Below are 24,011 nucleotides of genomic sequence, written 5' to 3' on the forward strand. Positions count from 1 at the left end.
CGCCCGCTCGACGAGACGGATCGCCGGATCGTGGCCGCCCTCCTCCGCCTCGGCCCGCGCCTCCTGACGCGAGATCAACCGCTGCCCCGGGCTGTCGGAGCGCACCGCGGTGCACCCGCGGGCCGGGAGATCAGGTTCTGGTGGGCGAGGCCGGACTCTCGGACCGGCACAGCCGAAGCGGGGGCTCTCCAGGCCCTTGGGCGCTCCAGTGCCCAGCTCGCCCTCGGCGGAGGAAGCAGGGGGTCGAACCCGCACCCCCGCGGTTGTCGAGACCGAGACCGAGGCCGGCGCCGCCTGTCGGCCGGCTCCTCCAGGAACTGCGTCCGTCGCGGGGAGTGCCCGGCCCGAACGCGCGCGGGCTCTTGCCCGATGACGGCTCAGCAAGCCGCTGCCTTGCCGCTCGGCCGACTCTCCTGGTGCTCCGCTGCCGGCCGAGGGTTCGAACCCCGACCTTCCTGATCCAGGGTCAGGCGTGTCGCCGGTTGCACCGTCCGGCGCTGCGGGAGGGCGGCAGACAGGAAGACCGCCCGGACGGGGAAACCCCCGCGGGCGGCGAGGCGCCGGCGGGCCCGTCACCGCGAGGAGGGAACTCCCTGCCGGGAACTTGAAGAACGCCGATACGACCGGCTGCTGCTCATCTCGCGTCCCTCCCCGCCGGCTGATGCCGGGTTGACGTCGAAACTCTGCGGCAGAAGCCCGACCGCGGGCAACGGGCTTTCCCCCGACCTACGGCCCCGTACGGCACAGCGCCGGACGGGACCGTGCGGAGGCCTCAGGACAGGTACGACCGCCGGGTGCGCTTGACGACCAGGTCGACCTGGACGCCGGCCGGGGCGAGCAGCTGTTCCAGTTCGCGGTGGAGGGCCTCGGTGTCGGTGCTGAACGGCGGCAGCGTGGTGGGGCGGAGCAGGCGGCCGTCGGCGAGCAGGACGAACAGGGTGAGGCGGGCGGACGGCGGTTTCCCGTCGTCCCGGTACGACTCCACCAGGGAGTGCTCCAGCCAGATCTGCCGGACGTCGGTGAGCGGCCTCGGCGGGTCCGTACGCGTGGCCCGCAGGACGGTCAGGGTGTCGGGGGCGGCGGCGGGCGAGAAGCGCAGCCGGCGCGCGTCCCGGTACGCGCCGCGGGCGTCCGCGACCGCGGTGACGACCAGCCCGAGCAGAGCGGCCGCGCCGACGGCGGCCCAGATCCGGCCGGCCCCCGCACCGTACGACGCCAGCCCCAGGTAGACCGGGATTCCACAGACCACGCCGATCACGAGCGAACCGAACGCCCCCTCGGCCCAACGCCGGACCGCAAACCCGAGCGGCCCGGCCCCCTCCCGCAGCACCACGTCGACCACGTCGGGATTCGAACGGTCGATCCTCACCCGGCTCATGACGGTACGTTAGGCCCGCTCCCCCATCGACGGAAGGGCCGACGGGCACACGATCCGGCTGTCCGCCGGTCGGCGGTCCGGCCCTCCCATGATCCTTAACCTGCCCAAGGCGTACGGGACTTGAGGCGAAGGCCGCATTCCCGAGTGTGGTGCGGCAGGACGTGCAGGGCGAGCCGTTCGCGGAACTGCCACGCTTGCGGGAGTCTTCCACCACTGCCTGACCGGGCGGCGCGACACGCTGCTCGAGCCGGCCGACGCCGCACCGCTCCTCGCCCGGGCGATCGCCGTCGCCCGGGCCCACCTGTCTGAGCCGTGACCGCTACGCGCTGTCTCCCACCCCTCCCCCGGAGCCGGTCGGCCGGGGCGGCGGGGCCCAATAGGCCAGGGTGGTCGAGATGGGGGTACTGCGTCGTCGTACCCGCGCCAGCCGTCTCCGTCGGCATCGGGGGCAGGCGGTCCGGCGGCCGGCGAAGCGGGATCGTCAGCGTGGCGTGCGCGCTGCGCCTCGCATCGAGGCGGGAGGATGGGGAGGTGCTCGGCGCCGGCAGTGGACGGGGTGACGCGGTGACGACGCCGGCCCGGCGAAGGAGTCGTCGGCAGGCGTGGGTGTCGGCGTGGGCGGGAAGACGTCGATCGTGAGCCCGGGGACCTTTCTGGATCCGAAGCTGTTCGACGAGACGGTGGCGGCGGTCGCTCTGTTCGCCGGCCCCGAACACCGGCTGGTCTACCAGAACGCGGCCTCCTGCAGGCTGCTCGGCGCGCGGCCTCTGGGGTTGCCCGCCAGGGAGGCGTTCGCCGAACCGGACGCCGCGGAGTTCATGACCGTGCTGGACGACGTCGTCGCCACGGGCCGGCCTCGCCGGATGGCGGAGTCGCGCGAACCCGATCCGGGCGCTGTGGAGCAGGCCAGGTACTTCGTGTACTCCTGCACGCCCGTCACGCTGTCCGGCCGGCCCGGCGTCATGGTGGTGGCGCTGGACACCACGGCCGAGACGCTGGCGCTCGAGCGGTATCAGGCCCTGGTGTCGGCCGTGTCGCAGATGGTGTGGGTCCTGCATGCGGACGGCTCCGCGGAGGAGGTCGTCCCGGGTTGGCAGGAGCTGACCGGAGAGCGCTGGCACGGCGGTACCGACGAGGACTGGTACGCGTACATCCACCCGCGTGACCGGGAGGCGCTCGGCCGGGCCTGGCGCGCCGCCGCCGCCCAGGCGCCTCCGGGGGTGGTGGAGGGCACCTTCCGGGTGCGGACCGCCGACGGCTCCTACCACCACATGTCGACCCGCTGCGTGCCCGTCCTGCGTCACGGCCGGGCCGAGGAGTGGGTCGCCGCGACGGTCGATGTCGAGGAGACGTGGCGCGCCACGCTGCACGAACGTGTTCTCGCCCGGGTGGCGGAGGTCGCCGCCGGCAGTCTGGATGAGGTCTTCGCCGTGGTCGCCAGGACGGTCGTGCCCGAACTCGCCGACTGCTGCGTGATCCTGCTGCTCTCCCACGAGGAGTGGCCGCTACCGCGGAATACGACGGTCACGGCCCGGCGGGTCGCCTCCGAGGTCCGCCCGGGACTACCGGCCGCGCCGACCCTTCGCGGCGAGAGCGTGGTCGTCACGGACGCGGTGCGGGAGCTGCTGGAGGGCCGCGGCCCGCGTACCTTCCGCCTCATCCCCGCCGGACGGCTGCCCGACGGCCTGCTGCCGGCCGTCACCGAGCGCTGGCTGATCGCTGCGGGCGCCACCAGCCTGACGCTCGTCCCGCTGGTCGTCGAGGGCACGGTCCTCGGCTACGCCGCCACGAGCACCAACGGCGACACTCCGGTGCCCGGCCCGCGCGACGTGGAACTGCTGCGCGAGGTCCTCCACCTCGCACAGCGGCCGATCCACCGCGTGCTCGACCTGCAGCGCGCCCGTCGCATCGCCCTGCGTCTCCAGCGCTCGCACCTCATCGAGCCGCCGGCCGTGCCCGGCGCGTCGCTGGCCGCCTGCTACCAACCGGCCAGCTCGGCCCACGAGATCGGCGGCGACTGGTACGACGCCATCGTCCACCGCGACGGCACCCTGGCCCTGGACATCGGTGACGTCGCCGGCCACGACCTCGCCGCGGCGACCGCGATGGGCCAGCTGCGCAGCATGTGCCGCGGCCTGGCCTGGAACATGGGGCCCGGATCCGAGCCCGGGGCAGTCCTGGCCATGCTCGACGACGCCGCCGACGGGCTGGCCATCGCCTCGTTCGCCACGGCCGTCCACACCCATCTGCGGCAGCGGAGCGACGGCACCTGGTGGATGGCGTGGTCCAACGCCGGACACCCGCCGCCCCTGCTCGTCCCCGCCGAGGGAACGCCTCGTTTCCTCACCGGCACCGGCGAGGACCCCCCGCTGTGCGTCGACCCCGGAATCCACCGCACCACCCACACGGCCGCCCTCGCCCCCGGCGACACCCTCCTGTACTACACCGACGGCCTCATCGAGACCCCCGCCTCGTCCCTCGACACGGGACAGCGGCGTCTCCTGCAAGCCGCCGCCCGTCACCGCGGCGAATCCCTCCCGGACCTGCTCGGCCACCTGCAGAGCCTCTCCGACGCCCGCGATGACGTCGCCATGATCGCCTTCCGTACCGACCCGACCGGCTGACGCCGCACGCCGATCGCGCAGCGGAGACCGAGTTCCGGACCGAGGAGCTCTGCGGGACGTCCTGGTCTCAACGGCCCCCGATCCGGTCTCAACCCGCAGGGGTGCGGATCGGCGTCAGAACGGGGGTTCGTCGGAGTAGGTGCCGCCCGAGGGATCGGGATCCGGGGCGTTGCTCGGCCGGGCTTGGAGGAGGTGGACGGCCTCCTCGATGCGGCCGAGGGCGATGAGGTGGTCGGCCAGGACCGTGTCGTTGTCACCGGGGTGCTGCTCGAGGACCGCGACGGCCTCCTCGGTGCGGCCGGCCTCGGCGAGCAGGTGCGAGAGGGACCAGGCCGCGTACCAGGTGTCTCCTTCGGGGTGCGTCCGGGCCTGTTCGACCGCTTCGTCGAGCAGGCCGCAGTCGGCCATGAGCCGCAGCCGGATCTGGAAGAAGTCCCACTCCTCCTCACCGTCGCGCCGCTCCTTGAGGGCGTCGAGGTGGGCCAGCGCCTCCCGAGCGCGGCCGTGCTCGGCGTACAGGCTGCACAGCGCGTCGACGGCGCAGCCGTCCGCGCTGCCCGGGGTGTCCGTCAGAGCGTGCAGCACTGCGATCGCCTCGTCGACGCGACCGTGCCGCACCAGGAGCCGGGACAGCAGGTGGGCAACGCGCCACCTGCCGTGGGGCTTTTCGGCGAAGGTCCGGTAGACGGCGATCGCTCCCTCCGCGTCGCCGCGCTCCTCCAGCACTTCGGCCAGACTCTGTGCGGCGTGCCCGTGGTACTCGGAGTCGGCGTACGCGCGCAGTTCCCCGATCCGTCCGTGCCTGGCCAGCAGGTCGGCCAGCGCGTCCCGGCCGTTGACCGACGTGATCTCCCGGCGGCGCAGCAGGGCGATCGCCTCGTCGATGCGGCCCTGGCGTTCCCGGACGGTGGCGAGCAGGTCGAAGGCGTTGGACGGTTCCAGGCGGAGCCGGCGGCAGTCGGGGTCGTCGCAGGCCGGGACCGCGGCTTCGATCCGTGCTTCCAGCAGCGCCGCGACGTCCTCGTCCCGGCCTGCGGCGTCGGCAACGTCGACCAGTGCCTGGGCGAGGAACCAGTCCTCGACGCCGGGCCGCAGCAGCGCGAGCGCCTCGGCGGCCCGGCCGTGGCGGGCCAGCAGGCGCGCGACGAAGTCCAGGACCAGCCGGTCGCCGGTCTGGGTGCAGGGGCGGGACAGCTCGATCGCCTCCTGCGCCCTCCCCCAGTCCTCCAGCAACTCGGCCCGGGCCCGGGCGGCCGGCCACCAGCCCGTCGCGATGTACGGGGCAAGCACCTGGAGCGCCTGCTCGTACTGCTGCCGGTCGCCGAGCAGCCGTGCCCACTCCCGCGCGCAGAACCACTCCCCGCGCCCGGCCTGGAACTCCACCTCCCGCTCGTGTCCGAGCTCCACGAGCCGGGTCACCAGGGATGAGGGAATGCAGCCCGACAAGGTCCGGGCCCGGTAATCAAGATCGGCAGCGTCCATGGCCCCGCACCCTAGTCGCCGCCCCCGACAGCACGTACCGGACAACGGCGGCCAGGCTTCGCCGGGACGAACACCGGTCGGTCGAACTTCGCCCGGGCTCGCCGGACTTCGGTGAGACGGGACATCGGATGACCGTCGGCAGGCGGTCCTGACCGATTGACAGGCGAGTTCGACCTGGGACGGCCCGCCCCGGACCGGGGTCGGAGCGCCGTGGAGGTGACGTCGCGCGCCTGCCACGGCCGTTCGGCCATCTCCCCGGCGGGCACGCTCGTCAGGAACGGGGTGCCACGAGACGGCCCGGGGCGTCTTGAGGGCCTGACGCGGCGGCCCCCGGTCGGGGTCAGCGGCAGAGGGCCGTGTCGACCGCGTCGGTCAGGTGCTGGGCGGTGGTCGCGTCCGGGACGGTGGTGACGGTGATGGTGGCGGCGCGGCCGTCCTCGGTGACGCCTCCTCGGGTCCGGAAGCCCGGGATGGTGCCGCCGTGGCCCCAGGCGAGGCCGCCGCAGGTCAGTGGCCTGCTCTGGATCCCCAGGCCGTAGCGGACGCCGCGGCCCAGGAGTTCGGCGGGGACGGTGGTGCGCATCTGGGCGAGCTGGGCGGCTGGCAGCAGACGGCCTGTCAGGAGCGCTTCGTAGAAGGTGTTGAGGTCGGTGTTGGTGGACGCGACCGCACCTGCGGACCAGGCCATCGACGAGTCCATCTCGGTGTAGTCGACCGGTGGGGCGTCCGGGCCGGTGCTCAGGTAGCCGTGCGGGTGCGGTTCGCGCAGGGCGGTTTCCCCGGTGGCCGGGACGTAGGTGTGGCGCAGACCGATCCGGTCGATGACGCGCTTGGTGACCTCCTCGCCGTAGGGGCGGCCGGTGACCTTCTGGATCAGCAGACCGGCCACCAGGTAGTTGGTGTTGCTGTACATCCAGTCGGTGCCGGGGGCGAACAGCGCTTTCTGGGCGAGCGCCCCGTCGAGGAGTTCGCGCGGCTCGAAGTAGCGGTGCTGGATGGCGGTGAAGTCGGCCAGCGCGGGGGCGTCCAGGTAGTCGGGCAGGCCGCTGGTGTGCTGGAGCAGTTGACGGACCGTGATGTTCCGGCCGTCGATGCCGTCGCCGCGCACCAGGCCGGGCAGGTAGGTGTCCACGCTCGCGTCCAGACCGACCCTGCCCTCGCCGACCAGTTGCAGGACGACGACCGAGGTGAACGCCTTGGTGTTGCTGCCGGCCCGGATCTGGCCGTCGACCGGTGCCTTGGCCCCGGTCGCCAGGTCGCCGACGCCGGCGGTGTAGGTGCGGCTGCGGCCGTCGCGGCCCTTCACGGTGGCCAGGGCGGCGGGCATGCCGTCCTCCCGGACCAGTGCGTCGAGGCGCTGCTGCACGGCGTCGGGGCGCGGTGCCGCGGACGCCGCGGCCGGGACGAGGGTGGTCAGGGCGAGTCCGGCGGCGGCCGTGGCCGCCATGGCGTGCCGCACCGTGCGGATGCGGCGGCGTGTCGTGCCCTGCTGGGCGGGTGTCTTCATCGGGGCTCTGCTTCCGGGAGGGCGAGGGGGCTCGAAGGGGGGGCGGCCGGTGCCGGGGGACGGCGCCGACCGCCCGGGACGGTCAGCGGCAGAGCGCCTCGTCCACCGCCCGGTCCGCGTGCTTGCCGATGTTCTCGTCGTCCGGGAACGCGGTCACGGCGATGCTCGCGGAGCGGCCGTCGTCGGTGGTGCCGCCGAAGGTCTCGTAGCCCGGGAGCGCCCCGCCGTGTCCCCAGGAGAGCCCGCCGCAGGAGAGCGGGCGACTCACCAGGCCGAGGCCGTAGCGGACGCCGGGACCGAGTGCCTCGGCGGGGACGGTGGTGCGCATCTGGGCGAGCTGGGCGGCGGGCAGCAGACGGCCGCCGAGCAGCGCCTCGTAGAACCGGGTGAGATCGGTGGTGGTCGACACCATCGCGCCGGCCGCCCAGCCCCAGGACGGGTCCAGCTCGGTGTAGTCGCGCAGCGACCCGTCCGCCGCACGCACGTATCCCTGGGGGTGGGCGCCGTGGATCGTCATGTCCCCGGGGGCGGGGAAGTAGGTGCGGCGCAGGCCGGCCCGGTCGACGACGCGCTGGGTGATCTCCTCGCCGAGCGGGCGGCCGGTGACCTTCTGGACGATCAGGCCCGCCAGCAGGTAGTTGGTGTTGTTGTACTCCCACCGGGTGCCGGGCGCGAAGTGGGCCTTCTGCGCCAGCGCGGCATCCAGGAGCTCCCGCGGCTCGTAGTACCGGTCGGGGTGGGCGAGCACGCCCTCGGTGTCCACGTACTCGGGCAGGCCGCTGGTGTGCTGGAGCAGCTGACGGACCGTGATGTTCCGGCCGTCGATGCCGTCGCCGCGCACCAGGCAGGGCAGGTAGGTGTCCACGCTCGCGTCCAGACCGACCCTGCCCTCGCCGACCAGTTGCAGGACGACGACCGAGGTGAACGCCTTGGTGTTGCTGCCGATCCGTATCCGGCCGTCGACCGGCGCCTTGGCCCCGGTCGCCAGGTCGCCGACGCCGGCGGTGTAGGCGCGGCTGCGGCCGTCGCGGCCCTTCACGGTGGCCAGCGCGGCGGGCACCCGGTCCTCCCGGACCAGTGCGTCGAGGCGCTGCTGCACGGCGTCGGGGCGCGGTGCCGCGGACGCCGCGGCCGGCGCCAGCACGCCGGCCGCCGCGGCGGCGGCCACGGCGGTCACGGTTGCCGCCATCGCGCGCCGGCGCAGGCGGTGGGGACGGTTCGGGCGGTGGTGCCGCGGTGCGTTTCCGTTCACGGGAAGCTCTCCTCGGAGTAGGGCGCCGGAGCTGTTCCCGACGCCCTCCAAGAGGACCATCTGACGTTCCGTCAATCCGTCCGCACAGGGCACGAGATCGCACCGGGAACGTGCTCCGGTCCGACGTCGGCCCCGGGACCGTGCTCCGGGGGCCGTACGGCTCCCCGACCGCACCGGCCACCCACCACAAGGGCCCGGGCCGGCATCCAGAAGTGCTGCTGCTCCTGCTCTTGCTCGCGAGGGTCCGGCCGCGGTGGGCGAGCTGCGTGCCCTGATCGAAGCGGCGGGGCACGCTACGGAGCGGAGCTCCACCGAACGCCACCGGCGGAGGCGGCGTCCGCGGTCCTGTCATCCGGACCGGCACCACCCAGGGCGGCCTCCACTTCGGCTGACGCGTTCGCCGCCGCTGTCGCCGCCGGTCAGCCCGGAAGCCCGGAGCCGCTCGTCCAACGCCCGCTCCGACGCCCCGCATCGTCCGGCGGGCCCGTCCGGTCGCCGGGCCCAGAACAGCACGTCGCCGCTCTGCTGGACGCTCGGCGAAGGCGGTTCGATCCGGTCCGGGCAGCGGCTCAGGTGTCCGACCGGTGCCGGTGCCGCAGGTACCAGAGCGTGCCGACCAGGACGGACAGCGTGACCAGCACGACCGCGAGCAGCGGGTACCGGCTGCCGGCGAGTGTGGCGTCGGTGGCGATGACGAGGACCACCGCGGCGGCCGGCAGCAGAAGCGACAGCAGTGTCCTGAGAACGGAGGCGACCTGACCGGGCTGTACCCGCCGGGCCCGGTCCGGCTGGGCCGGCCGTGCGGTGTGCCCGCCCTGGTAGTGGGCCCGGGCCCGCTCGCCGAGTTCTTGACCCGCCCGGTGGTAGGAGTGGCCGAGGTAGGGCAGCCAGACCAGCGGGGCGACCAGGCCGACGAGGAACACCACGGCGAGCAGGGCCCACTGTCCGACGCGGACGGCGCCCGGCACCGGCCGCTGCCTGGGCGTCACCACTCCGAGTAGGCGGGCCATCCGCTTCACCACCGTCCACAGGGCGGTGATGCGGCCGGGGGCGGTGCCGGGCCGGGCCGCTGCGGCGGCCTCCAGCGCGGCGGCGGCCTGCTCCTCGTCCGGGTACACGCCCTGGATCACCAGCAGCTCCGCCGCCCGCGCTCCCTCGGTGGGATCCCGCCCCGCCACCGCCGCGAGCTCCAGCATCATCCGGCTCTGGGTGAGCAGCGCGGTGCAGAACGCGAACGGGACGAGCACCATGAACGGGCCGCCCACGAAGGTTCCCTCGCTCTGGCTGACCCGCCGTCCCCGAGTGATCACCATGGCGGACAGTTCGGCCTCGTCCGCCCCGGGGTGCTCCCGGCGTGCGCGGGCGACCGAGGTGGCGGCGCGCCGCCCCAGGTGGTCGACGGCGAAGTTGGCCAGCAGCTCGGGCAGGTGGCCGGGGTCGGCCATGGCCGCGCGCAGCACGTGGCGGGACAGCGCGGACTCTGGGTCGTCGACGGGGCGATCCTGCACGAGAACAGCCTCTCACCGCGGCGCCTCGAACAGCGGCCGCCCGCCGTTCCGGCCCGGCGCGGCGGACCGGTGCGCGACCGCCCTCCTCCTCCCGCGCAGGCGGACCGTGCACGGGCCTCGGCTGTCCAGGCCCCGACCCGGGCGGCCGGGGCCTGGTGCCGAAGGAGCCGCTCGCCGACAGCGGCCACCGCCGAGGGTTCCGCCGGCCGGCGAGGCGGGCGGCGGGCGAGCGGGCCGCGTGGACCGGATGCCGGCGCCGGAACAGCCCGCCTCTCACGGCCGCTCGGCCTCCTGGTCCCTGCACGAAGCACAGCGGGCATTACCGCCAGGCCGAGGCCGAACTCCTCGATGAACTCCCGGCGCAGCGCATCGATCGGGTCTTCGCCGTCCTTCTCCTCGACCGGGCCGCCGGGCAGCGAGTGCGGGGAGGCCGGCCGAGTACGGCGATGCGGTGGGGGCTTGGCGCCGGGCCGGGTGCGCTTGCCGCCGTACGCCCGACGATGACGAGCCGGGCCGCAACGCCGGTGCTGGTCCGGCTGACACTCCCCCCGGGCGAAGATGTTCCCTCTACGCTGCCCGTCATGACGCAACGTCAATCATCGATGGAGGCGGCACCGGCGTCGTCGGGGAGACCACGGCCCGACGACGCCGGCAGTGCCGAGCAGTTCGTCGCGGTGATGCGGCAGTTACGCCAGTGGGCCGGCCTCTCCTACCGGGAGTTGGAGAAGCGCGCCGCCGCGGCCGGTCACATCCTGCCGAGGGCCACGCTCTCCGGGGCGCTCGCGCGCAAGGACCTTCCCCGCGAGGATCTGCTCGCCGCGTTCGTCCACGCCTGCGGCCTCACCGGGGCTGATGCCGCCGCGTGGCTGGAAGCCCGCCGGCGCCTCGCCGTCGCCGCCGAACCGCTCCCCGCCCAGGCCGGCGACGGGGCGGCGCCCGAAGCCGCCGACACCGCCGTGCCGACCATGCCCGGCGCAGACGATCCCCCGGGCAACTCCCTTGCCGCCCCCGGTGTTCCGGGCGGCGTGCCCGGGGCCGCCGTCCCGGACGGGGGACCGGCCGGCCGGGAACTGGTGAGCCGTGAGCGCGCACGGTCGGCCGTCATCGCCGGTCTTCGGCCGCGGCGGAGGGCGGCCGAAGACGGCCCGAAGGAGGGACAGGGGCTCTGGCGGCGCTCCGTGGTGGTCTCCGCGATCGCGGTCGTGCTGGTCATCGCTGCCGCCGTGCTCGCCTTCGCCCCCGAGCACCGCGACGGCCACTCCCCGCCCGACCCGGTGACCGCCGCGCCGTCCGACGTCGCCACCCCGGCGTCGGGAGCCGCGTCCCCGCCGCCCAGCTCCGCCGAGAGCGGCAGCGCCGGCACGTCTCCCGCCCGGGCCGCATCGTCCGGGCCGCCCGCGGCTCCTCCGCCCGCCAAGACTGCCCCCGCCGCGACGCCGCCCCCGACGAAGCGCACCTCCCCGCCGACCGTCACCACCGACCCGGAACCGAACCTGCCCTGGCCCGGTCCGGGCCCCACCTCCAACGGGTGGACCTTCAGGCCGTCCTCGTCCTCCACGCCGTCCTCCTCCCGCGACCCGTATCCCACGTTCCCCGAGGAGTGCGGCGGATCGGAGGCCCGCGACCCCTGCTTCTGACCCGGCGCTTCCGACCGCCCCGATGCCCGGACCCGTAGCCCGCCCGGGACACGGGCCCGACGGGGTGGGCGCCGATGTGGCGCCCACCCCGGTTCCGGTGTTCCGGCCTCGGCCGTGCCGGCGTGGCTACGCGGTCCGCTTCGGGCTCTTGGTCGGGGCCTTCCTGTCCGTGGCCTTGTCCTTTCCGGCGGGCTTGTCCTTTCCGGCGGGCTTGTCCTTCTTTTCGGCGGCCCGGTCGTTGGCCGTGTCCTTCTTCTGGGTGCCGGCCGGCTTCTTCCCGCCGCCCTTGGCGTCGCCCGGCTTCGGGGGGACGCCCTTGCCGCCGCCCGCGCCCTGGTGGTCCTGGCCGGTGTCCGTCTTGCTCTTCGTGTCCTTCGCTCCCGGCCCGGCGTGCTCGTCCTTACCGGTGGCGGGCTTGTCCTTCCTGGTCTTCCCGGTCGCCTCCCCGTGCTGGTCGGAGCCGGTGGGGGCCTTGTCCTTCTTCCCCTCGGCGCCGTTCTCGGCGGCCCTGCCGCTCTTGTCGTCGGACGCCTTGCCGTTCTTGGTCTTCGCCTTCCCCGCCGACCCGTGCTGCTTGTCGGCGCCCTGGGCCTGCGCGCGGGCGGCCGCCTGCTTGGCCTTGCGCTGCCACTCCCGGTCGGCGGCGTCCGCCTTCGCCTGCTCCTTCGCCTTGGCGTCCAGGGCTTTCTGATAGGCCTCCAGCGCCGGGCCGATGGCCGCCGACGCGCCCTGGGTGAAGCCCTTGGAACCGTCGAAGCCGCGCTTGAGCGTCTCGATCGGGTTCGCGCCCTTCATCTGGTGGTAGTCGTCCAGGATCCGCTTGCGCAGCGCCGGGTCCTTGTAGGCCTTCTCCAGCAGCTCCTGGTGCTCCCGCTCGTAGTGGTCGAGGGTCGCCTGGGTGGCCAGGTCGGCGAACACGGGCGCGAGGCCCATGCCTCGGCCGCCGACACGCGGCGTGCGGGTGCCCGTCGGGAGCTTTCCGGTGAGCGGCGGCGCGACGGTCGTCACCCCGGGCCGCTGGGCCACACCGGTGGGCGCCTTCACCGTCGTCGGCGGCTTCACCGCGGTGCCGGTACGGGTCTTGCCCGTCGTGGTGGCCGGGGTCTTGGCGGTGGTGGCGGGCTTCTCGGCCGTGGCGGTGGCCGGCTTGCCTGTCGAGGACGTGGACGTGCTGCCGGGCGGCGTCTTCGTGGGACCGGGCGTCTTGGACGTGCTGCCCGGCGGCGTCTTCGTGGGACCGGGGGACTTGGACGTGCTGCCGGGCGGCGTCTTGGGCGGGTCGCTGGGCTTGCGTCCGCTCGTCGTTCCGTCGGCGTCGCCCTCGGGCCCGTGAGGCCCGCCGAACACGCGCTTGGCGTCGGCCAGTTGCTGCGTGGTGGCGGTCAGGCTCTTGTCGAGCTTCTTGTACGCGGCCGTACCCTTCGTCGCCCCCTTCAGCTCCTTGGCCAGCTGGGCCTTCTTCGTCTCGAGGTTCCGCACCATCGCCAGCGGATCGTGCGTGTTCGCCTTCAGCGCCTTGTCGTACCGGGCCTCCGCCTCGCGGGCCCGGGTCTCGGCCTTCCTCACCGCTTCCTCCGCCTTCTCCCGCTTCCTGCCGGACAGCTCCGAGTCCTGCAGCTTCCGCTGCGCCTTGGCGAGCTTCTTCCGGCTGGCGGCGAGTTCCTTCTCCGATCCCGGCAGGGAGGTCTTCCACTCCGCCCGGTAGCCGGTGTACGCCCGCAGCGCGGTGAGCACGTCTGCGGGGACCGGGGTGGTGTTGTCCGTCTTCATCCGCTCCAGGCCGGTCTTCATCACGTGCTGCAGGCGCAGCTTGGCGCGGTAGTTCGGGTCGCTCTGGTCGAGCGTCTCGCCGACCGCGAAGCGGACGGCTTCCCAGGCCCGCTGGGTCAGCGTCGGCTTTCCCGACGGGTCCGGCCGGCTCGCGGGCCCGGTGCTGGGGTTGAGCGGGGCGGCCGTGGCGGCGGAGGCCGGGAGCGCCACGGCGGCGCCCGCTGCCACCGCCACGGCCGCCGCTGACAGCACCGCCTTGCGCGACCAGTTCACGGCCGGCCGGTCGACGGGTTCCTTCATCACGGATTCCTCCGCCGAGGTGGGGCGCAGCGCCCCCACGGGGTTGGTCACGAGTCGTCTCCTTCGGACGGGTGGGCTGAGGGACCGGCCGGCCACGGCCCCGTCCCCGGCAGCCCGCAGCCGGGGGCTGGCGGGAGGGGTTCGGCACGGGGTTGCCCGACGATCCGGCCCGCGCTCGGCCGGCGGCGTTCGTTGCGGCGCCGGGCGAGCGGTTCGGGCGGTGGCCAAGAGCCTCGCCACCCGCCGCGGCGTCCGGCAACCAGGTCCGCCGTCCCGGACTGTCCGGCGATGTCCGCCCAGCTCACAGCCGTTCTCGTCCGTCGGTCCGCCGACGGGCGCAGCCACGGAGTGCGGGGTGTCCGGGGTGAGTCGGGTCGGCGGGGAGCCGAGAGCTGCCCGTCCGATCCGCCCGGCCGGGGACGGCTCCCGCGAGGGCGCTGTTCACCTGGCCGCACCCGGCCGGCCGGGGAGCCTCCGGCAGGCTCGTGGGGCTGACCTTCCGTCAGCAGGAGTGGCTGTCGGACGGGTCCGGACAGTCCGGGACGCCCTGAAGCCTGGCCGGACACCCCGCACGCCCGAGAGCCTTCCGGCAGGGGCCGCACCCGCGGCCGAACGGAAGCGAGAGGAGACCGCGGTGGCGCGGCGAGGCCCGGTGGAGGGCGCGGAGGAGGAGTGGGCCGAGATCGCGGAGCGGCTCTGGTGGGAGCAGCAGTTCGGTCCGGCGGCCCACCTCGTGTCACGGGGTCACCTGGTGGCGGGGATCGCCGGCGGGATGACGGCGGGTCAGTTCCCGGTCCCGGACGCGAGCGTGCGCCTCGGCACGATCCGCGGCGTGGGGGTGGCGCCGAGCCGGCCCTCGGCCCGGACGAGCCTGGCCCCCCGGCCGAGGGGCAGCGGGCCGACCGGTGCCGGTCCGGCGGTGGTAGAGCTGCCACCGGTGCGCAGGCTCTCCTCCCCGCGACGTGGGATCGGCCCCGGGCGGGGCGTGCGGTGGTGGGTCGCGCCGGCCGTGCTCGCCGTTGTCTGCGCGGTCCTGGCCGGTGCCGCCGACCTCCTGCGGGACACCCCGAAGACCCGTACCGCCGCGCAGCTCCCGGCCGCTGCGGCCGCCCCTTCGGTGCCGGCCGGTCCGGTGGCCGCCCCCTCCGCTCCGGCCAGCCCGGTGCCCGCGCCGTCGGCGTCCTCGGAGCCGACGGCCGCGGCTCCGGCACCGGCTCCGGCACCGGCTCCGGTCGCGCCCGGCGAGCCGGACCCCACCGGTACGACCCCGCCGCCGGCAGTGCCGAAGACCGGGACCCGCGAGGTGGTGCTGCGGTGGGGCGACACCCTGTGGCACCTCGCCCAGCTCCACCGCACCACCGTCCAGGCCCTCCAGGAACTCAACGGCCTCGGCGACTCCATCCTCATCTACGCCGGCACCACCCTGCGCGTCCCCGCCGCCCCCGCGGGCGAGGAGAGGACCGAACAGCCGGAGGCCGAGAAGGGCGAGAAGCCGACGGCCGAGGAAACGGATCCGGCCCCGAGCACCCCGGCCGGCGGCGACCCCGAGCACCCCGGGACCACCAGCAGCTCCGGTGCCGAGGCGGTCGTCGCCTACGCCCGCGCACAGCTCGGCAAGCCCTATGCCTGGGGCGGTACCGGCCCGGCCGCGTTCGACTGCTCCGGCCTGGTCCTGCGCGCCTGGCAGGCCGCCGGCCTGACCCTGCCCCGCACCACCTGGGCGATGCGCACCACCGGTACCGCCACCGGCCGCGACCGCCTCGTCCCCGGCGACTTGGTGATCACCAACGGCGGCGCCCACGTCCAGCTGTACATCGGCGACGGCCAGGTCATCCACGCCCCCGGCCGCGGCAAGCCCGTCACCACCGCTCCCCTGCCCTCACCCGGCCGCGTCACCACCTACCGGCACCCTGCGGCATGACCTGTGCGCACCGAAGCTTTCGCGGGGGCACCGGCTCCGCTCCGCTGTTCGGCCATGAGCCCCTGGCGGCCGTCTCGGACCAGGACCACCACGTCGAGCCGGAAGGAGCCCGGACAGCCGAGCCGGAGGCAATGCAGCTGTAGAACAGGCCACCGAGTACGAGACCGCCCAACCGGTCGACCATGCCCCACAACGAACTGCAGCAGGCCGTCGAGAAGGCCGCCCCTGGGTCCGCCAGACGGGGCGTCAATCGGGAGATCGGCCTGGGCTGGGCCCGGTTCTCGCCTGCGCAGCGGCTGGGCGGTCGCCTCGCCGTCGACGGGTCTGCCCCGGCCAGCGGGGAGTCCCACGGGCCGAACCGTCGCCGCCGCCGGACTCGAACCGGCACGGGGCCGCGGGCCTGGATCTGAGCGCCGCCTTGAGACGGCGTCCACCAGGTGGATCTATCCCGGTGACGACGCCCGGGTTGTCGAAACGTCCGCGGTCCGCCCAGGCTACCGGCCGCAGGTGAACGTCTCCGACAGGTACCGTCCGCCGACGGGCGCCAGGCCGGCCGGAGCACGTGAACGCAGGCAGTCTCCTCCTTCAGCACATTGCCGTCGGCAGGACCGGCCAAGATGACACCCGTGACCGCGACCACCACCTCCGCGCCGGATGCCGATGCCTGGGCGGAGCTCATCGCCGCCAGAGGCGCCTATTCGATTGCCGTCAGCCAGTACTACGACCAGGTCCTGCACGAGATCACCGACCGCGTCCGGGCCAACGGCACCATCGGCAAGGCCGACATCGGCGCGCTGCTGCTGTGGAAGCGGCTGCGCGCCGACGCATCCTGGGTCGGTGACCTCATGGCTCTGTCCGACGCCGAGGTACGCGCGATCACCGGCGAAGCGGTGGCCGCCGTACACGACACCTCGGTCGACCGCAGCACGGCCGCCCGCAATGGGCGGAGGGCGCTGACCTCCCTTCCCGGTTTCGGGCACGGAGACGCCCTTGCCTCCGCGCTACTCACCGCCGCGGCCCCCAGCCGCATGGCTGTCTATGACCGTCACACCCACCGCAGCCTGCATCGGATCGGCCTGCACCTCACCAACTCCCCCGGCCGCTACGCGCGCTACATCGCGCTGCTCGACCACCTGCTCGCCACCGGCCCCCAACCCGCCACCTGGACCGCCCGAGACCTGGACATCGCCCTCTACTGGCACTCCCACATCCACCCGTGACCCGCATGGCCCGTACGGCAAGGCTGCCTGTCGTGATCGCCCCGTTCCGTGGCAGGGCCCACGGGTAGGCCACGGCGGACGAGTTCGCGCACTATTCGGTCGCCGATCAGCCGACGCGGGGTCCGGCACCGAGGGCCCGCCCCGTGCCGGGGGCACTTCCCTGAGCAGCGGTGCACGGTGAATACCGCCGGTATTCGCCGGCGTCAGGAACGCCTCGAACAGCGACCCGAGCGGTTCCGCCCGCTGGGTGGCTGTCCGACCTCCTTCACGCCACCTCACCACGACCCCCACGGACGGAGACGACTGGTGCTTGCCCGGTGCACGAACCGCTCCTGCCACTGCTCTCGACCCGGGAGCTGCCGCACGGAGTGGTCAGGGAGCCGGGTGTCCCGTTGCTCGCGCCGGCACCGGCAGGCTGAGGCGTAGTCATGAAGCGAAGGGCGTTCTCTTTCCCGGCTCGCATCGAGCGCCTAATCTGGGATCGCTTGTCTACTCAGGGGGAGATGTGACAGAGCCGTCGCGGAAGATGCAGAAGGAACTGTCTCGGGCCGGCTATCGGACCACCAGAGAAGTCGAATCCGGAGAAGAGACGATCTTCTTGTGGCATCCCGCCTACCACGACGGGTTCATGGCCATCGGATGGGCCATCAACTACGCCGGCGGGTGGGGCGCATACGGGCGGAGCGGTGACGGTGACGGCGTGCGTCTGGGCCGCGCCAACAGTCTCGATCAGGCCTTCGTTGCCATCATCGGGTGGGCAGCCGAACACGGGCTGGTCTGAGCCCACGGAGTTCCGCGTGGCACGCCGGCGCGTCGCCGCACAGCACTGGCTCACCCCTCCGTGGGCCGGCACGGCCTACGCCGCCCGAGCCGACGGCACCCGGTCCGTCGTGCCGGTGGCCCCGGCTTGCAGCTGGTGCCATCAGGAACAGCGTCGCCACGGCCCGGTGGTGGCAGCCCGACTCAGCCACCGGCGAGCAGCTTTCGCGGACCGTCCGGGCCGTCGTCCCCCGCGTCCCACGAGACACCCCCGGACACCCCCCAAGGTCACACCCGTGCCTTCGGCGGGAAGAACTCGACGTGCAGCACCCGCACCCCCGCCGCCCGCGCGCGCCGGATCGGGAGCAGGCAGCACCAGCGGCCCCAAGTCCTCGGCAGCGCGCTCCTGTTCACGTGTTGGCCGGGCCCGCAGCGGCAACCAGCCTGCCTTCCCACCGATCGAGCCCCGCCACGTCCAACGCGGGCACAGGCCGGCGACCACCGCGCAGCCCGGGTACCGCAGCACGCCGGCTCAGGCCACTACCGAGGGGGCAACGAGACGTGGCCGCCCCCCGATACCAGTGGGAGGCCGATACTCGTGCGGAGCACGGCTCTGCGGATCGACGCTCGACGCCAGCCCCCCCCTGCCCCGGAACAGCCGGCCGCCCCTGTTTAAGATCACGCTCATGGCACTGGAATGGGAACAGATCATCGTCGACTCCTCCGACCCCGTCTCTCTCGGGCGCTGGTGGGCCGAGGCCCTCGGCTGGGTCGTGGTCGACGAAACCGAGGAGATCATCGAGATCCGGCCCGAGCCGGACCGGATGCCCGGACTGCTCTTCGTGCCCGTGCCCGAGGGCAAGACAGCGAAGAACCGGCTCCACCCCGACTTCCGACCCGACGACCAGGAGGCAGAGGTCGCCCGGCTGCTCTCCCTCGGCGCCCGGCGCGCCCACACCGTGCAGGACGACCAGCACTGGGTGACCCTCCTCGACCCCGAGGGCAACGAGTTCTGCATCCTCAGCAAGCGGAGCGGCTGACCAGCGAAGAACCCGCCTCCGGTGGGGGCGCAGTGCGCCGACGCGCGCAATCGACCGCCGTCGTCGCCGTCAGCGGTTACGCGGGTACGGGACACCGAATCCGAAGGAAGCCACCACGCAGCCCGGGCGGGCTGACAGTCGCAGAGCCAGCGGCGCAGACCTGTCGGGTTGTGCGGTGGGAGGACCAGGGCGGGGCCGGCCGACCGCCGTGCCAGGCAGCGCCAGTTGCGCGAGCACGCGGCCGTACACCGCCCGATCCGCCCGGCCGAGCCCGGCGGGCTGTTCGGCAGGACACAGCCGGACGACTGGACGGCCCGGTGCAGCGTTGCCTGCAACGGCCCCGGCCGTTGCGGAAACGGGGCCTGAAGTCTCACCGCCCGGGCGGGACGCGACAGGCACGTCAGGCGACGGAACAACCTTCGTCGGGCCTTGGGCTCCAGCCGGGGGCCTTCGCCCGGGCCTCCTCTTCGCTCTGGGATCCCAATCGGCGGCTCCGGGGCACACGCCGCAGTCCTTCGGACGCCGGGCGCGCGCAGGATGCGGGTGATGGCCGCGATCGCCTGGCCCTGGCGGTGGTGGACGTCCTGGTCCCTGACGCCGCTCGGCCAGGCGATCTCACTCGGGACGCCCGTGCTGTGTGTCCCGGCAGCGCGCCGACGGGCGTTGACCTTCAGCAACTCGACGGCCAAGTCGGCCGGAGCCGACTACTTCCCACCCCGGCACCCTGCGGCTCGGCAACGTCCACGGTGGCGTGCTCCGTGCCCTGCCGACGCACGCCACGCGCCGCGGCGACCCGGCCGACCACCCGGGCCCTCTGCGCCGAAAGCGCGCGCGTCGGACCCGCCGAACGGCGCGGAAGGAGCCGACCTCGATGTCGACGTCGGCCGCGGTCCTCCCCGCCGCCCCGGCATCGTCGGCCTCGGCCGGGTCCGCGGCGACGCGGTCGCTGCCGCCCGCCGCCGTCGACAGGCACACGGAGGGGCGACCTGGCGCACCGGCCGAACCCCCTCCACCGCCCGACGTACGGACCGGCCTGCGGGCCACCCGCGACCGGCGACGAAGCGGCCCGGCGCGGGCCGCCCCTTCACCCCCGGCGGTGGGCCGGACGGCGGGTCAGGTCTCCGCCGAGGGCTCTTCGGCGCGCCGGGAGCTGCGGAGTTGTTCGTTGATGCGCAGCGCTTCCTCGAGTTGGTCCTCGAGGATGATGATGCGGCAGGCGGCCTCGATGGGAGTTCCCTGGTCGACGAGGTCGCGGGCGCGCATGGCGATGCGCAGCTGGTAGCGGGAGTAGCGACGGTGGCCGCCGTCGGAGCGCAGCGGGGTGATGAGGCGGTGCTCGCCGAGGGCTCGCAGGAAGCCGGGGGTGGTGCCGGTCATCGCGGCGGCGCGGCCCATCGTGTACGCGGGGTAGTCGTCGTCGTCGAGCGAGCTGACGGGGTCTGGGGTGTGGGGCTTGTCGGTCGTCTTAGTCACTGCACCTCTCTTGGTTCCCGAGGAACGCGTCGAGGGGCCCCGGCGCCGTGGCGGCTCCGGGGCCCCGAAGGGGAAACAACACCATCTACCGGCCTTGGCCGGGTTCCTTGTTCCGCTCTGCCCCTCGGGAGGGGACCTGCGGGGATCGCGTATGCGTGACCGGAAACCACCGTCCTCTTGCTCAAAAAAGGGGGTCTGCGGTGTCCGCCCGGGTGAATGCATCACGGGCCGGGCGATCCTGATGGCGCTCTGTCCCTCCGTTCTTCCTCTTCAACGGACTGGTACTGCTGTCAAGCGATCATTCTGTACTGCTGTGGCCCTGACGGGCCGTTCGGTCCGCCGGCCGGCTCCGCCGCCCGTCCTGCTCACTTGCTCGGCGTCGGAACCCCGCTGTCGGACCCCCGGCACGCGCGCCGCAGCCTGGCGCCTTTGCCGGGTCCTGCCTTTCTCACGGCTGCCGGTACCGCCCGCACTGTCCTGCGTACGGCCGGTGGCGGCCCCTGATACCTGCGGGCCGCCCGGTCCGGCAGCCAGTCCCGTTGCCCTCTGCACCTGCCTGGCCTCGGAACTCCACTGCCGGACCGATCTGCGAACTCTGTTCAACAACCCCTGCCAGTTCGTGTCTGGCCGGTATCGCCGACTTCTGCCTTCGAGAGAAACGTTAGCTCCGCCCGCACGCAATGTCTACTTTGGCGAGCATAGATTTCGTAGCGCCTACGGCTGAGGTAATCTCCCGCTGCGCGGTGGTGGGGACCCCCCGGGCCGCGCCGCCAGAGACGAGCGACACCGCGCAGGGAGGCGGCAGTGGGACACCCGGCGCCCGCGGCACCGGAGACGGTCCGGGACGGGCAGACGGCCCTGATCAAGGCGATCACCGAAGCCGTGCACGAGGGTGACGACCGCACCGTCCGTCGACTACTGGCCCGCTTCGCCGAGTTGGCCACCATCGCCGACCTGTACGCGCTGCGCGACGCACTCGACACCGCGCGGCCGTCCTGCGACGGCGGGACGACCTGACACCTGCCGAGCAGGCCTTCACTCGGCCCGGCCATCGGGCGACCCCGCCCGACATCCCGGACAGCGCCGCTCACCGCACCGAGCCCGCACTGCTCCACAAGCAGGTCACGGCGCAAACGGCACGGCGGTCGCCGCGCGCCTGATTGCGGGCAGTGGTCGTGGCAAGGCCGAGCAGCCACGGCTGCGGTGAAGCCTCGCCGCCCTCGACCCCACCGGGCAGCGCCACGCTGCTCGGGGCCGCGGGCCGTTGCGCGGTGCCTACAGCGCCTGGAGCTGGGCGAGGAGCTGGAGGGTGTCGGAGTTGAGCCAGTACTCGACGAACTTGCCGTTGCTGATGCGCAGGGTGTCGGTGCCGGTGAAGGTGACGGTGGTGCCGGGCCGGGCCTTGGCGCCGGGGAAGCCGCCCGCGTAGGTTCCGGTGGCCGTCCACCGCAGGGAGGCGTGGCCGTCGGCGATCAGCGGGCCGGTCTGGACGGAGAAGCGCAGGTCGGGGAAGGCGGCGCGGGTCTGGGCGATCCAGCCGACCAGGGCTTCGGCGCCGCGGATGCTGCTGCCGTCGCCGCCGTCCAGCATGGCGGCGTGGACGGTGAAGTCCGGGGAGATGATCGCAGGGGCCTGGGTGTAGTCGCCGTTCCACACGTTCAGCCAGGCGTCGATCATGGCCTTCGGCTTCTTCGCCGCCGCCCGGTGGTCGTGGGCGGCGGCGGACGGCGCAGCCGCAGCGGAGGAGGTGGCGGTGGTGGCGGCCGTGGTGGCGCCGAGGGCGAGGACGACGGCGGCGGCGGGGACGAGCAGGCGGGCACGGCGGGCGGTGGTCATGACGGTTCCTCGATTGTCGGTGGCAGTGGTTCGCGGGAGCGAACGGGGTGTCAGTCGGTGCAGGTGGTGCCGGAATGCGGGCAGGTCACGGGTGGTCAGGGCGCGGGTTGGTGGCGTCCCGGACGCAGGGCGGACCGCAGGACCTGCCGTGGCCGTCGCCTTCGCGGCCGCCCCGAAGGGTGGACTGCGCGATCAGGGCAGGCGGCACGCCGCCCGAGGGCATCGACCTCGACGGGATGGGCCGGCAGGGCCGGCCGGGGCAGCCGGTGGGCGCGGTCCGGGAGCGGACGGCGCCGCGGAGGTGCGGGGAGAGGCGCCCGGCTGATCAGGCGCGCAGGACGACCTTCCCGGCGACGGTGCCGGACTCGGCCAGGCGCATCGCCTCGGCGGCCCGGACCAGGGGGAGTTCGGCGGCGACGGTCGCGGTGATCTCGCCGCTGCGCAGTGCCTCGAACACGGCGGTGAGGTCGGCGCGCAGCCGGGCCCGGAACCGGTCGCGGTTCGTCGCCCGGCCGGCCCAGACGTTGTAGAAGCAGGCGTGGCGGCCGTTGGGCAGGACGTTCCACAGCCACACGCGGCCGAGCAGCTTGAGGACGGGCCACTGCTTGGAGCCGTCGTCGTCGCGGGTGGAGGCGCTGCCGTAGGCGACGAGGGTGCCGCCGGGGGCGAGCAGGCGCCAGGAGTCGACGGTGCTGCGGCCGCCGATGTGGTCGAAGACGGCGTCCACGCCGTGGGGGGCGAGGTGGCGCACCCGGGCGGGGACGTCCTCGGTGCGGTAGTCGACCGGGATCACTCCCCGTGCGCGCAGGGTCTGGTGGTGGCGGGCGGACGCGGTGCCGATCACCGTCGCGCCGGCGGCGCGGGCGAGTTGGACCAGGATCGAGCCGACGCCTCCGTTCGCGCCGTGCACGAGGACGGTCCGGCCGGGTCGGACGCGGGCCCTGCGGTGCAGCATCTGCCAGGCGGTGATGCCGTTGACGACCACCGTCTCGGCCTCGGACGCGTCGATCCCGTCCGGGACCGGGACCAGGTCGGCGGCGTCGACGGCCACGTGGCTGGCCCAGCCGCCGACCTTCAGCAGCGCGGCGACCCGGGTGCCGGCCAGCGCCGGGTCGACGCCGTCGCCGACCGCGGCGACGGTGCCGACCAGGTCGTAGCCGGGGACGAAGGGGAAGGGCGGCTGGTCGTAGTAGCGGCCGCGGCGCATCTGCTGTTCGGCGAAGGAGACGCCGGTGGCTTCCATCCGGACCACCACCCGTCCCGGGCCGGGAGCCGGGACGTCTCCGTGCCGCACCTGCAGGCCTTCGGGTTCGACCTTGCCCGGCAGTACGACCTCGATCAGTTCCTCGGTGCCCATCACGGCCTCCCTCGACTGCCACCTGCCCTGTTAGCGGGTAGCGCTTCCGTTAGAAGTTATAACTACTCCTGTCCGTGACAGTCAAGCGCATCCGTAATACCCTCTAACTTGCAGCCGATCGGAACGAAGGGACCAGCACGTGACCACTCCCGGCAAGGAGACCCCGCGCGAGCGCTACCGCGCCCAACTGCGCACCGAGGTCAAGGAACGCGCCTGGGAGCAGATCGCCGCCGCCGGCGCCGCGGGACTGTCCCTCAACGCCATCGCCAAGCAGATGGGCGTCAGCGGCCCCGCCCTCTACCGCTACTTCGCCGGCCGCGACGAACTCATCACCGAACTCATCCGCGACGCCTACCGCAGCCTCGCCGACACCATCCGCGCCGCCGCCGACTCCGGCGCCGACCTCACCGGCCTCGGACACGCCCTACGCGGCTGGGCACTCGCCGACCCCCAGCGCTACTTCCTCCTCTACGGCACACCCGTCCCCGGCTACCGCGCGCCCGACGACACCACAGCGATCGCCTCCGAAATCATGGACGCCCTCCTCGGCGCGGCCCGCACCCCGACCCCCCGGGACCGCCCGGACGGCCACCCCGACGCCCACCTGGAGGCCCACCTCGCCGAACACGCCCACCAGACCGGCGACCACCCCGCCCCACCGGCCGCCCTACGCCGCGCCCTCCACTTCTGGACCCGCCTCCACGGCATCCTCTCCCTCGAACTCGCCGGCCACTTCACCGGCATGGGCCTCGACCCCGCCGAGCTCTACACCAACGAACTCCACCACCTGACCCAGTAGGCCGCGCCTTTCGGGCCATCAGATCGCTGGAGCCGATGGGCCGTTCACCGACGCGCAGCGGGCACGGGCAGAGCCGTTGGTGCCGGACCGGACACCCCGTCGGTCGCGGAAGAAGGCGTCACCGTGCTGCTCGCGCAGGCGGACGCCG

Annotated in this window: 17 protein-coding genes, 2 tRNA genes and 1 pseudogene; 8 read left to right on the forward strand and 12 right to left on the reverse strand. The window is 73.7% G+C overall.

Annotation, left to right across the window (positions count from 1 at the left end):
• Positions 1 to 138: 138 nt before the first annotated feature.
• The 3 genes from ACFV1L_RS24490 to ACFV1L_RS24500 all read right to left on the reverse strand — a co-directional run bounded on the left by ACFV1L_RS24490 (position 139) and on the right by ACFV1L_RS24500 (position 1,378).
• Positions 139 to 223: transfer RNA gene (locus tag ACFV1L_RS24490), tRNA-Ser, on the reverse strand.
• A 199-nt stretch (positions 224 to 422) separates the two neighbouring features.
• Positions 423 to 498 (reverse strand) — tRNA-Gln (locus ACFV1L_RS24495).
• A gap of 274 nt (positions 499 to 772) precedes the next feature.
• Positions 773 to 1,378 carry a hypothetical protein gene (locus ACFV1L_RS24500; protein ID WP_380369247.1) on the reverse strand — a complete coding sequence of 202 codons (606 nt, stop codon included), beginning with the start codon at positions 1,376 to 1,378 and terminating at the stop codon, positions 773 to 775.
• 635 nt (positions 1,379 to 2,013) lie between these two features.
• Here ACFV1L_RS24500 and ACFV1L_RS24505 point away from each other — a divergent pair.
• A complete protein-coding gene (locus ACFV1L_RS24505; protein WP_380369250.1) occupies positions 2,014 to 4,002 on the forward strand; it encodes a SpoIIE family protein phosphatase in 1,989 nt (662 codons plus the stop codon).
• Positions 4,003 to 4,116: 114 nt separating this feature from the next.
• Here the strand turns inward: ACFV1L_RS24505 and ACFV1L_RS24510 are convergent, their stop codons facing one another.
• The 5 genes and pseudogenes from ACFV1L_RS24510 to ACFV1L_RS24530 all read right to left on the reverse strand — a co-directional run.
• Positions 4,117 to 5,421, reverse strand: a complete 1,305-nt coding sequence (locus ACFV1L_RS24510; protein WP_380369253.1) for a tetratricopeptide repeat protein — start codon at positions 5,419 to 5,421, stop codon at positions 4,117 to 4,119.
• 403 nt (positions 5,422 to 5,824) lie between these two features.
• Positions 5,825 to 6,991 (reverse strand): serine hydrolase domain-containing protein, encoded by a 1,167-nt coding sequence (locus ACFV1L_RS24515; RefSeq protein ID WP_380369254.1) that lies wholly within the window; start codon positions 6,989 to 6,991, stop codon positions 5,825 to 5,827.
• Between the two features lie 82 nt (positions 6,992 to 7,073).
• Positions 7,074 to 8,180, reverse strand: a complete 1,107-nt coding sequence (locus ACFV1L_RS24520; protein ID WP_380369342.1) for a serine hydrolase domain-containing protein — start codon at positions 8,178 to 8,180, stop codon at positions 7,074 to 7,076.
• A 632-nt stretch (positions 8,181 to 8,812) separates the two neighbouring features.
• Positions 8,813 to 9,751: a hypothetical protein gene (locus ACFV1L_RS24525; RefSeq protein WP_380369256.1), complete on the reverse strand. Its 939-nt coding sequence runs from the start codon at positions 9,749 to 9,751 to the stop codon at positions 8,813 to 8,815.
• Positions 9,752 to 10,089: 338 nt separating this feature from the next.
• Positions 10,090 to 10,347: pseudogene (locus ACFV1L_RS24530) on the reverse strand (hypothetical protein); the annotation flags it as partial.
• On the opposite strand from ACFV1L_RS24530, the gene ACFV1L_RS24535 reads away from it, so the two are divergent.
• Positions 10,333 to 11,388, forward strand: coding sequence for a helix-turn-helix domain-containing protein (locus ACFV1L_RS24535; RefSeq protein ID WP_380369259.1), 1,056 nt, complete (start codon positions 10,333 to 10,335; stop codon positions 11,386 to 11,388). The pseudogene ACFV1L_RS24530 and the gene ACFV1L_RS24535 sit on opposite strands and share 15 nt — an antisense overlap.
• Positions 11,389 to 11,514: 126 nt before the next feature.
• Here ACFV1L_RS24535 and ACFV1L_RS24540 read toward each other — a convergent pair whose 3' ends face one another.
• Positions 11,515 to 13,509, reverse strand: a complete 1,995-nt coding sequence (locus tag ACFV1L_RS24540) for a hypothetical protein (protein ID WP_380369262.1) — start codon at positions 13,507 to 13,509, stop codon at positions 11,515 to 11,517.
• Between the two features lie 1,228 nt (positions 13,510 to 14,737).
• Between ACFV1L_RS24540 and ACFV1L_RS24545 the strand changes: the two genes are divergently transcribed.
• From ACFV1L_RS24545 to ACFV1L_RS24560, 4 genes are all read left to right on the forward strand, one after another.
• Complete coding sequence (locus ACFV1L_RS24545; RefSeq protein ID WP_380369264.1) at positions 14,738 to 15,379, forward strand: C40 family peptidase; 642 nt, start codon at positions 14,738 to 14,740, stop codon at positions 15,377 to 15,379.
• Positions 15,380 to 16,005: 626 nt separating this feature from the next.
• Positions 16,006 to 16,599 carry a hypothetical protein gene (locus ACFV1L_RS24550; protein ID WP_380369267.1) on the forward strand — a complete coding sequence of 198 codons (594 nt, stop codon included), beginning with the start codon at positions 16,006 to 16,008 and terminating at the stop codon, positions 16,597 to 16,599.
• A gap of 526 nt (positions 16,600 to 17,125) precedes the next feature.
• The gene (locus tag ACFV1L_RS24555) at positions 17,126 to 17,380 is read left to right on the forward strand and encodes a hypothetical protein (RefSeq protein ID WP_380369269.1); all 255 of its coding nucleotides are present in this window, start codon (positions 17,126 to 17,128) and stop codon (positions 17,378 to 17,380) included.
• 664 nt (positions 17,381 to 18,044) lie between these two features.
• Entirely contained in the window at positions 18,045 to 18,398 is a 354-nt protein-coding gene (locus tag ACFV1L_RS24560) for a VOC family protein (protein ID WP_380369271.1), read from the forward strand.
• A gap of 1,113 nt (positions 18,399 to 19,511) precedes the next feature.
• Here the strand turns inward: ACFV1L_RS24560 and ACFV1L_RS24565 are convergent.
• Complete coding sequence (locus ACFV1L_RS24565) at positions 19,512 to 19,793, reverse strand: MerR family transcriptional regulator (RefSeq protein WP_380369345.1); 282 nt, start codon at positions 19,791 to 19,793, stop codon at positions 19,512 to 19,514.
• Between the two features lie 882 nt (positions 19,794 to 20,675).
• On the opposite strand from ACFV1L_RS24565, the gene ACFV1L_RS24570 reads away from it, so the two are divergent.
• A complete protein-coding gene (locus tag ACFV1L_RS24570) occupies positions 20,676 to 20,888 on the forward strand; it encodes a hypothetical protein (RefSeq protein ID WP_380369273.1) in 213 nt (70 codons plus the stop codon).
• Positions 20,889 to 21,146: 258 nt separating this feature from the next.
• Here ACFV1L_RS24570 and ACFV1L_RS24575 read toward each other — a convergent pair whose 3' ends face one another.
• Positions 21,147 to 21,707, reverse strand: coding sequence for an ester cyclase (locus tag ACFV1L_RS24575; protein WP_380369274.1), 561 nt, complete (start codon positions 21,705 to 21,707; stop codon positions 21,147 to 21,149).
• 325 nt (positions 21,708 to 22,032) lie between these two features.
• Positions 22,033 to 23,064, reverse strand: a complete 1,032-nt coding sequence (locus ACFV1L_RS24580) for a medium chain dehydrogenase/reductase family protein (protein WP_380369276.1) — start codon at positions 23,062 to 23,064, stop codon at positions 22,033 to 22,035.
• 139 nt (positions 23,065 to 23,203) lie between these two features.
• On the opposite strand from ACFV1L_RS24580, the gene ACFV1L_RS24585 reads away from it, so the two are divergent.
• Positions 23,204 to 23,863 (forward strand): TetR/AcrR family transcriptional regulator, encoded by a 660-nt coding sequence (locus ACFV1L_RS24585; protein ID WP_380369279.1) that lies wholly within the window; start codon positions 23,204 to 23,206, stop codon positions 23,861 to 23,863.
• The last annotated feature ends 148 nt before the right edge of the window (positions 23,864 to 24,011 follow it).

Origin of the sequence: Kitasatospora sp. NPDC059646 (assembly GCF_042734615.1) — a bacterium.
Lineage (GTDB): Bacteria > Actinomycetota > Actinomycetes > Streptomycetales > Streptomycetaceae > Kitasatospora.

What these genes read in the sequence shown, in the direction of transcription:
- ACFV1L_RS24580 (WP_380369276.1), bottom strand. Translation starts at nt 23,064, where the DNA reads ATGGGCACCGAGGAACTGATCGAGGTCGTACTGCCGGGCAAGGTCGAA.
- ACFV1L_RS24500 (WP_380369247.1), bottom strand. Translation starts at nt 1,378, where the DNA reads ATGAGCCGGGTGAGGATCGACCGTTCGAATCCCGACGTGGTCGACGTG.
- ACFV1L_RS24575 (WP_380369274.1), bottom strand. Translation starts at nt 21,707, where the DNA reads ATGACCACCGCCCGCCGTGCCCGCCTGCTCGTCCCCGCCGCCGCCGTC.
- ACFV1L_RS24560 (WP_380369271.1), top strand. Translation starts at nt 18,045, where the DNA reads ATGGCACTGGAATGGGAACAGATCATCGTCGACTCCTCCGACCCCGTC.
- ACFV1L_RS24520 (WP_380369342.1), bottom strand. Translation starts at nt 8,180, where the DNA reads ATGGCGGCAACCGTGACCGCCGTGGCCGCCGCCGCGGCGGCCGGCGTG.
- ACFV1L_RS24565 (WP_380369345.1), bottom strand. Translation starts at nt 19,793, where the DNA reads ATGGGCCGCGCCGCCGCGATGACCGGCACCACCCCCGGCTTCCTGCGA.
- ACFV1L_RS24515 (WP_380369254.1), bottom strand. Translation starts at nt 6,991, where the DNA reads ATGAAGACACCCGCCCAGCAGGGCACGACACGCCGCCGCATCCGCACG.
- ACFV1L_RS24535 (WP_380369259.1), top strand. Translation starts at nt 10,333, where the DNA reads ATGACGCAACGTCAATCATCGATGGAGGCGGCACCGGCGTCGTCGGGG.
- ACFV1L_RS24555 (WP_380369269.1), top strand. Translation starts at nt 17,126, where the DNA reads ATGCAGAAGGAACTGTCTCGGGCCGGCTATCGGACCACCAGAGAAGTC.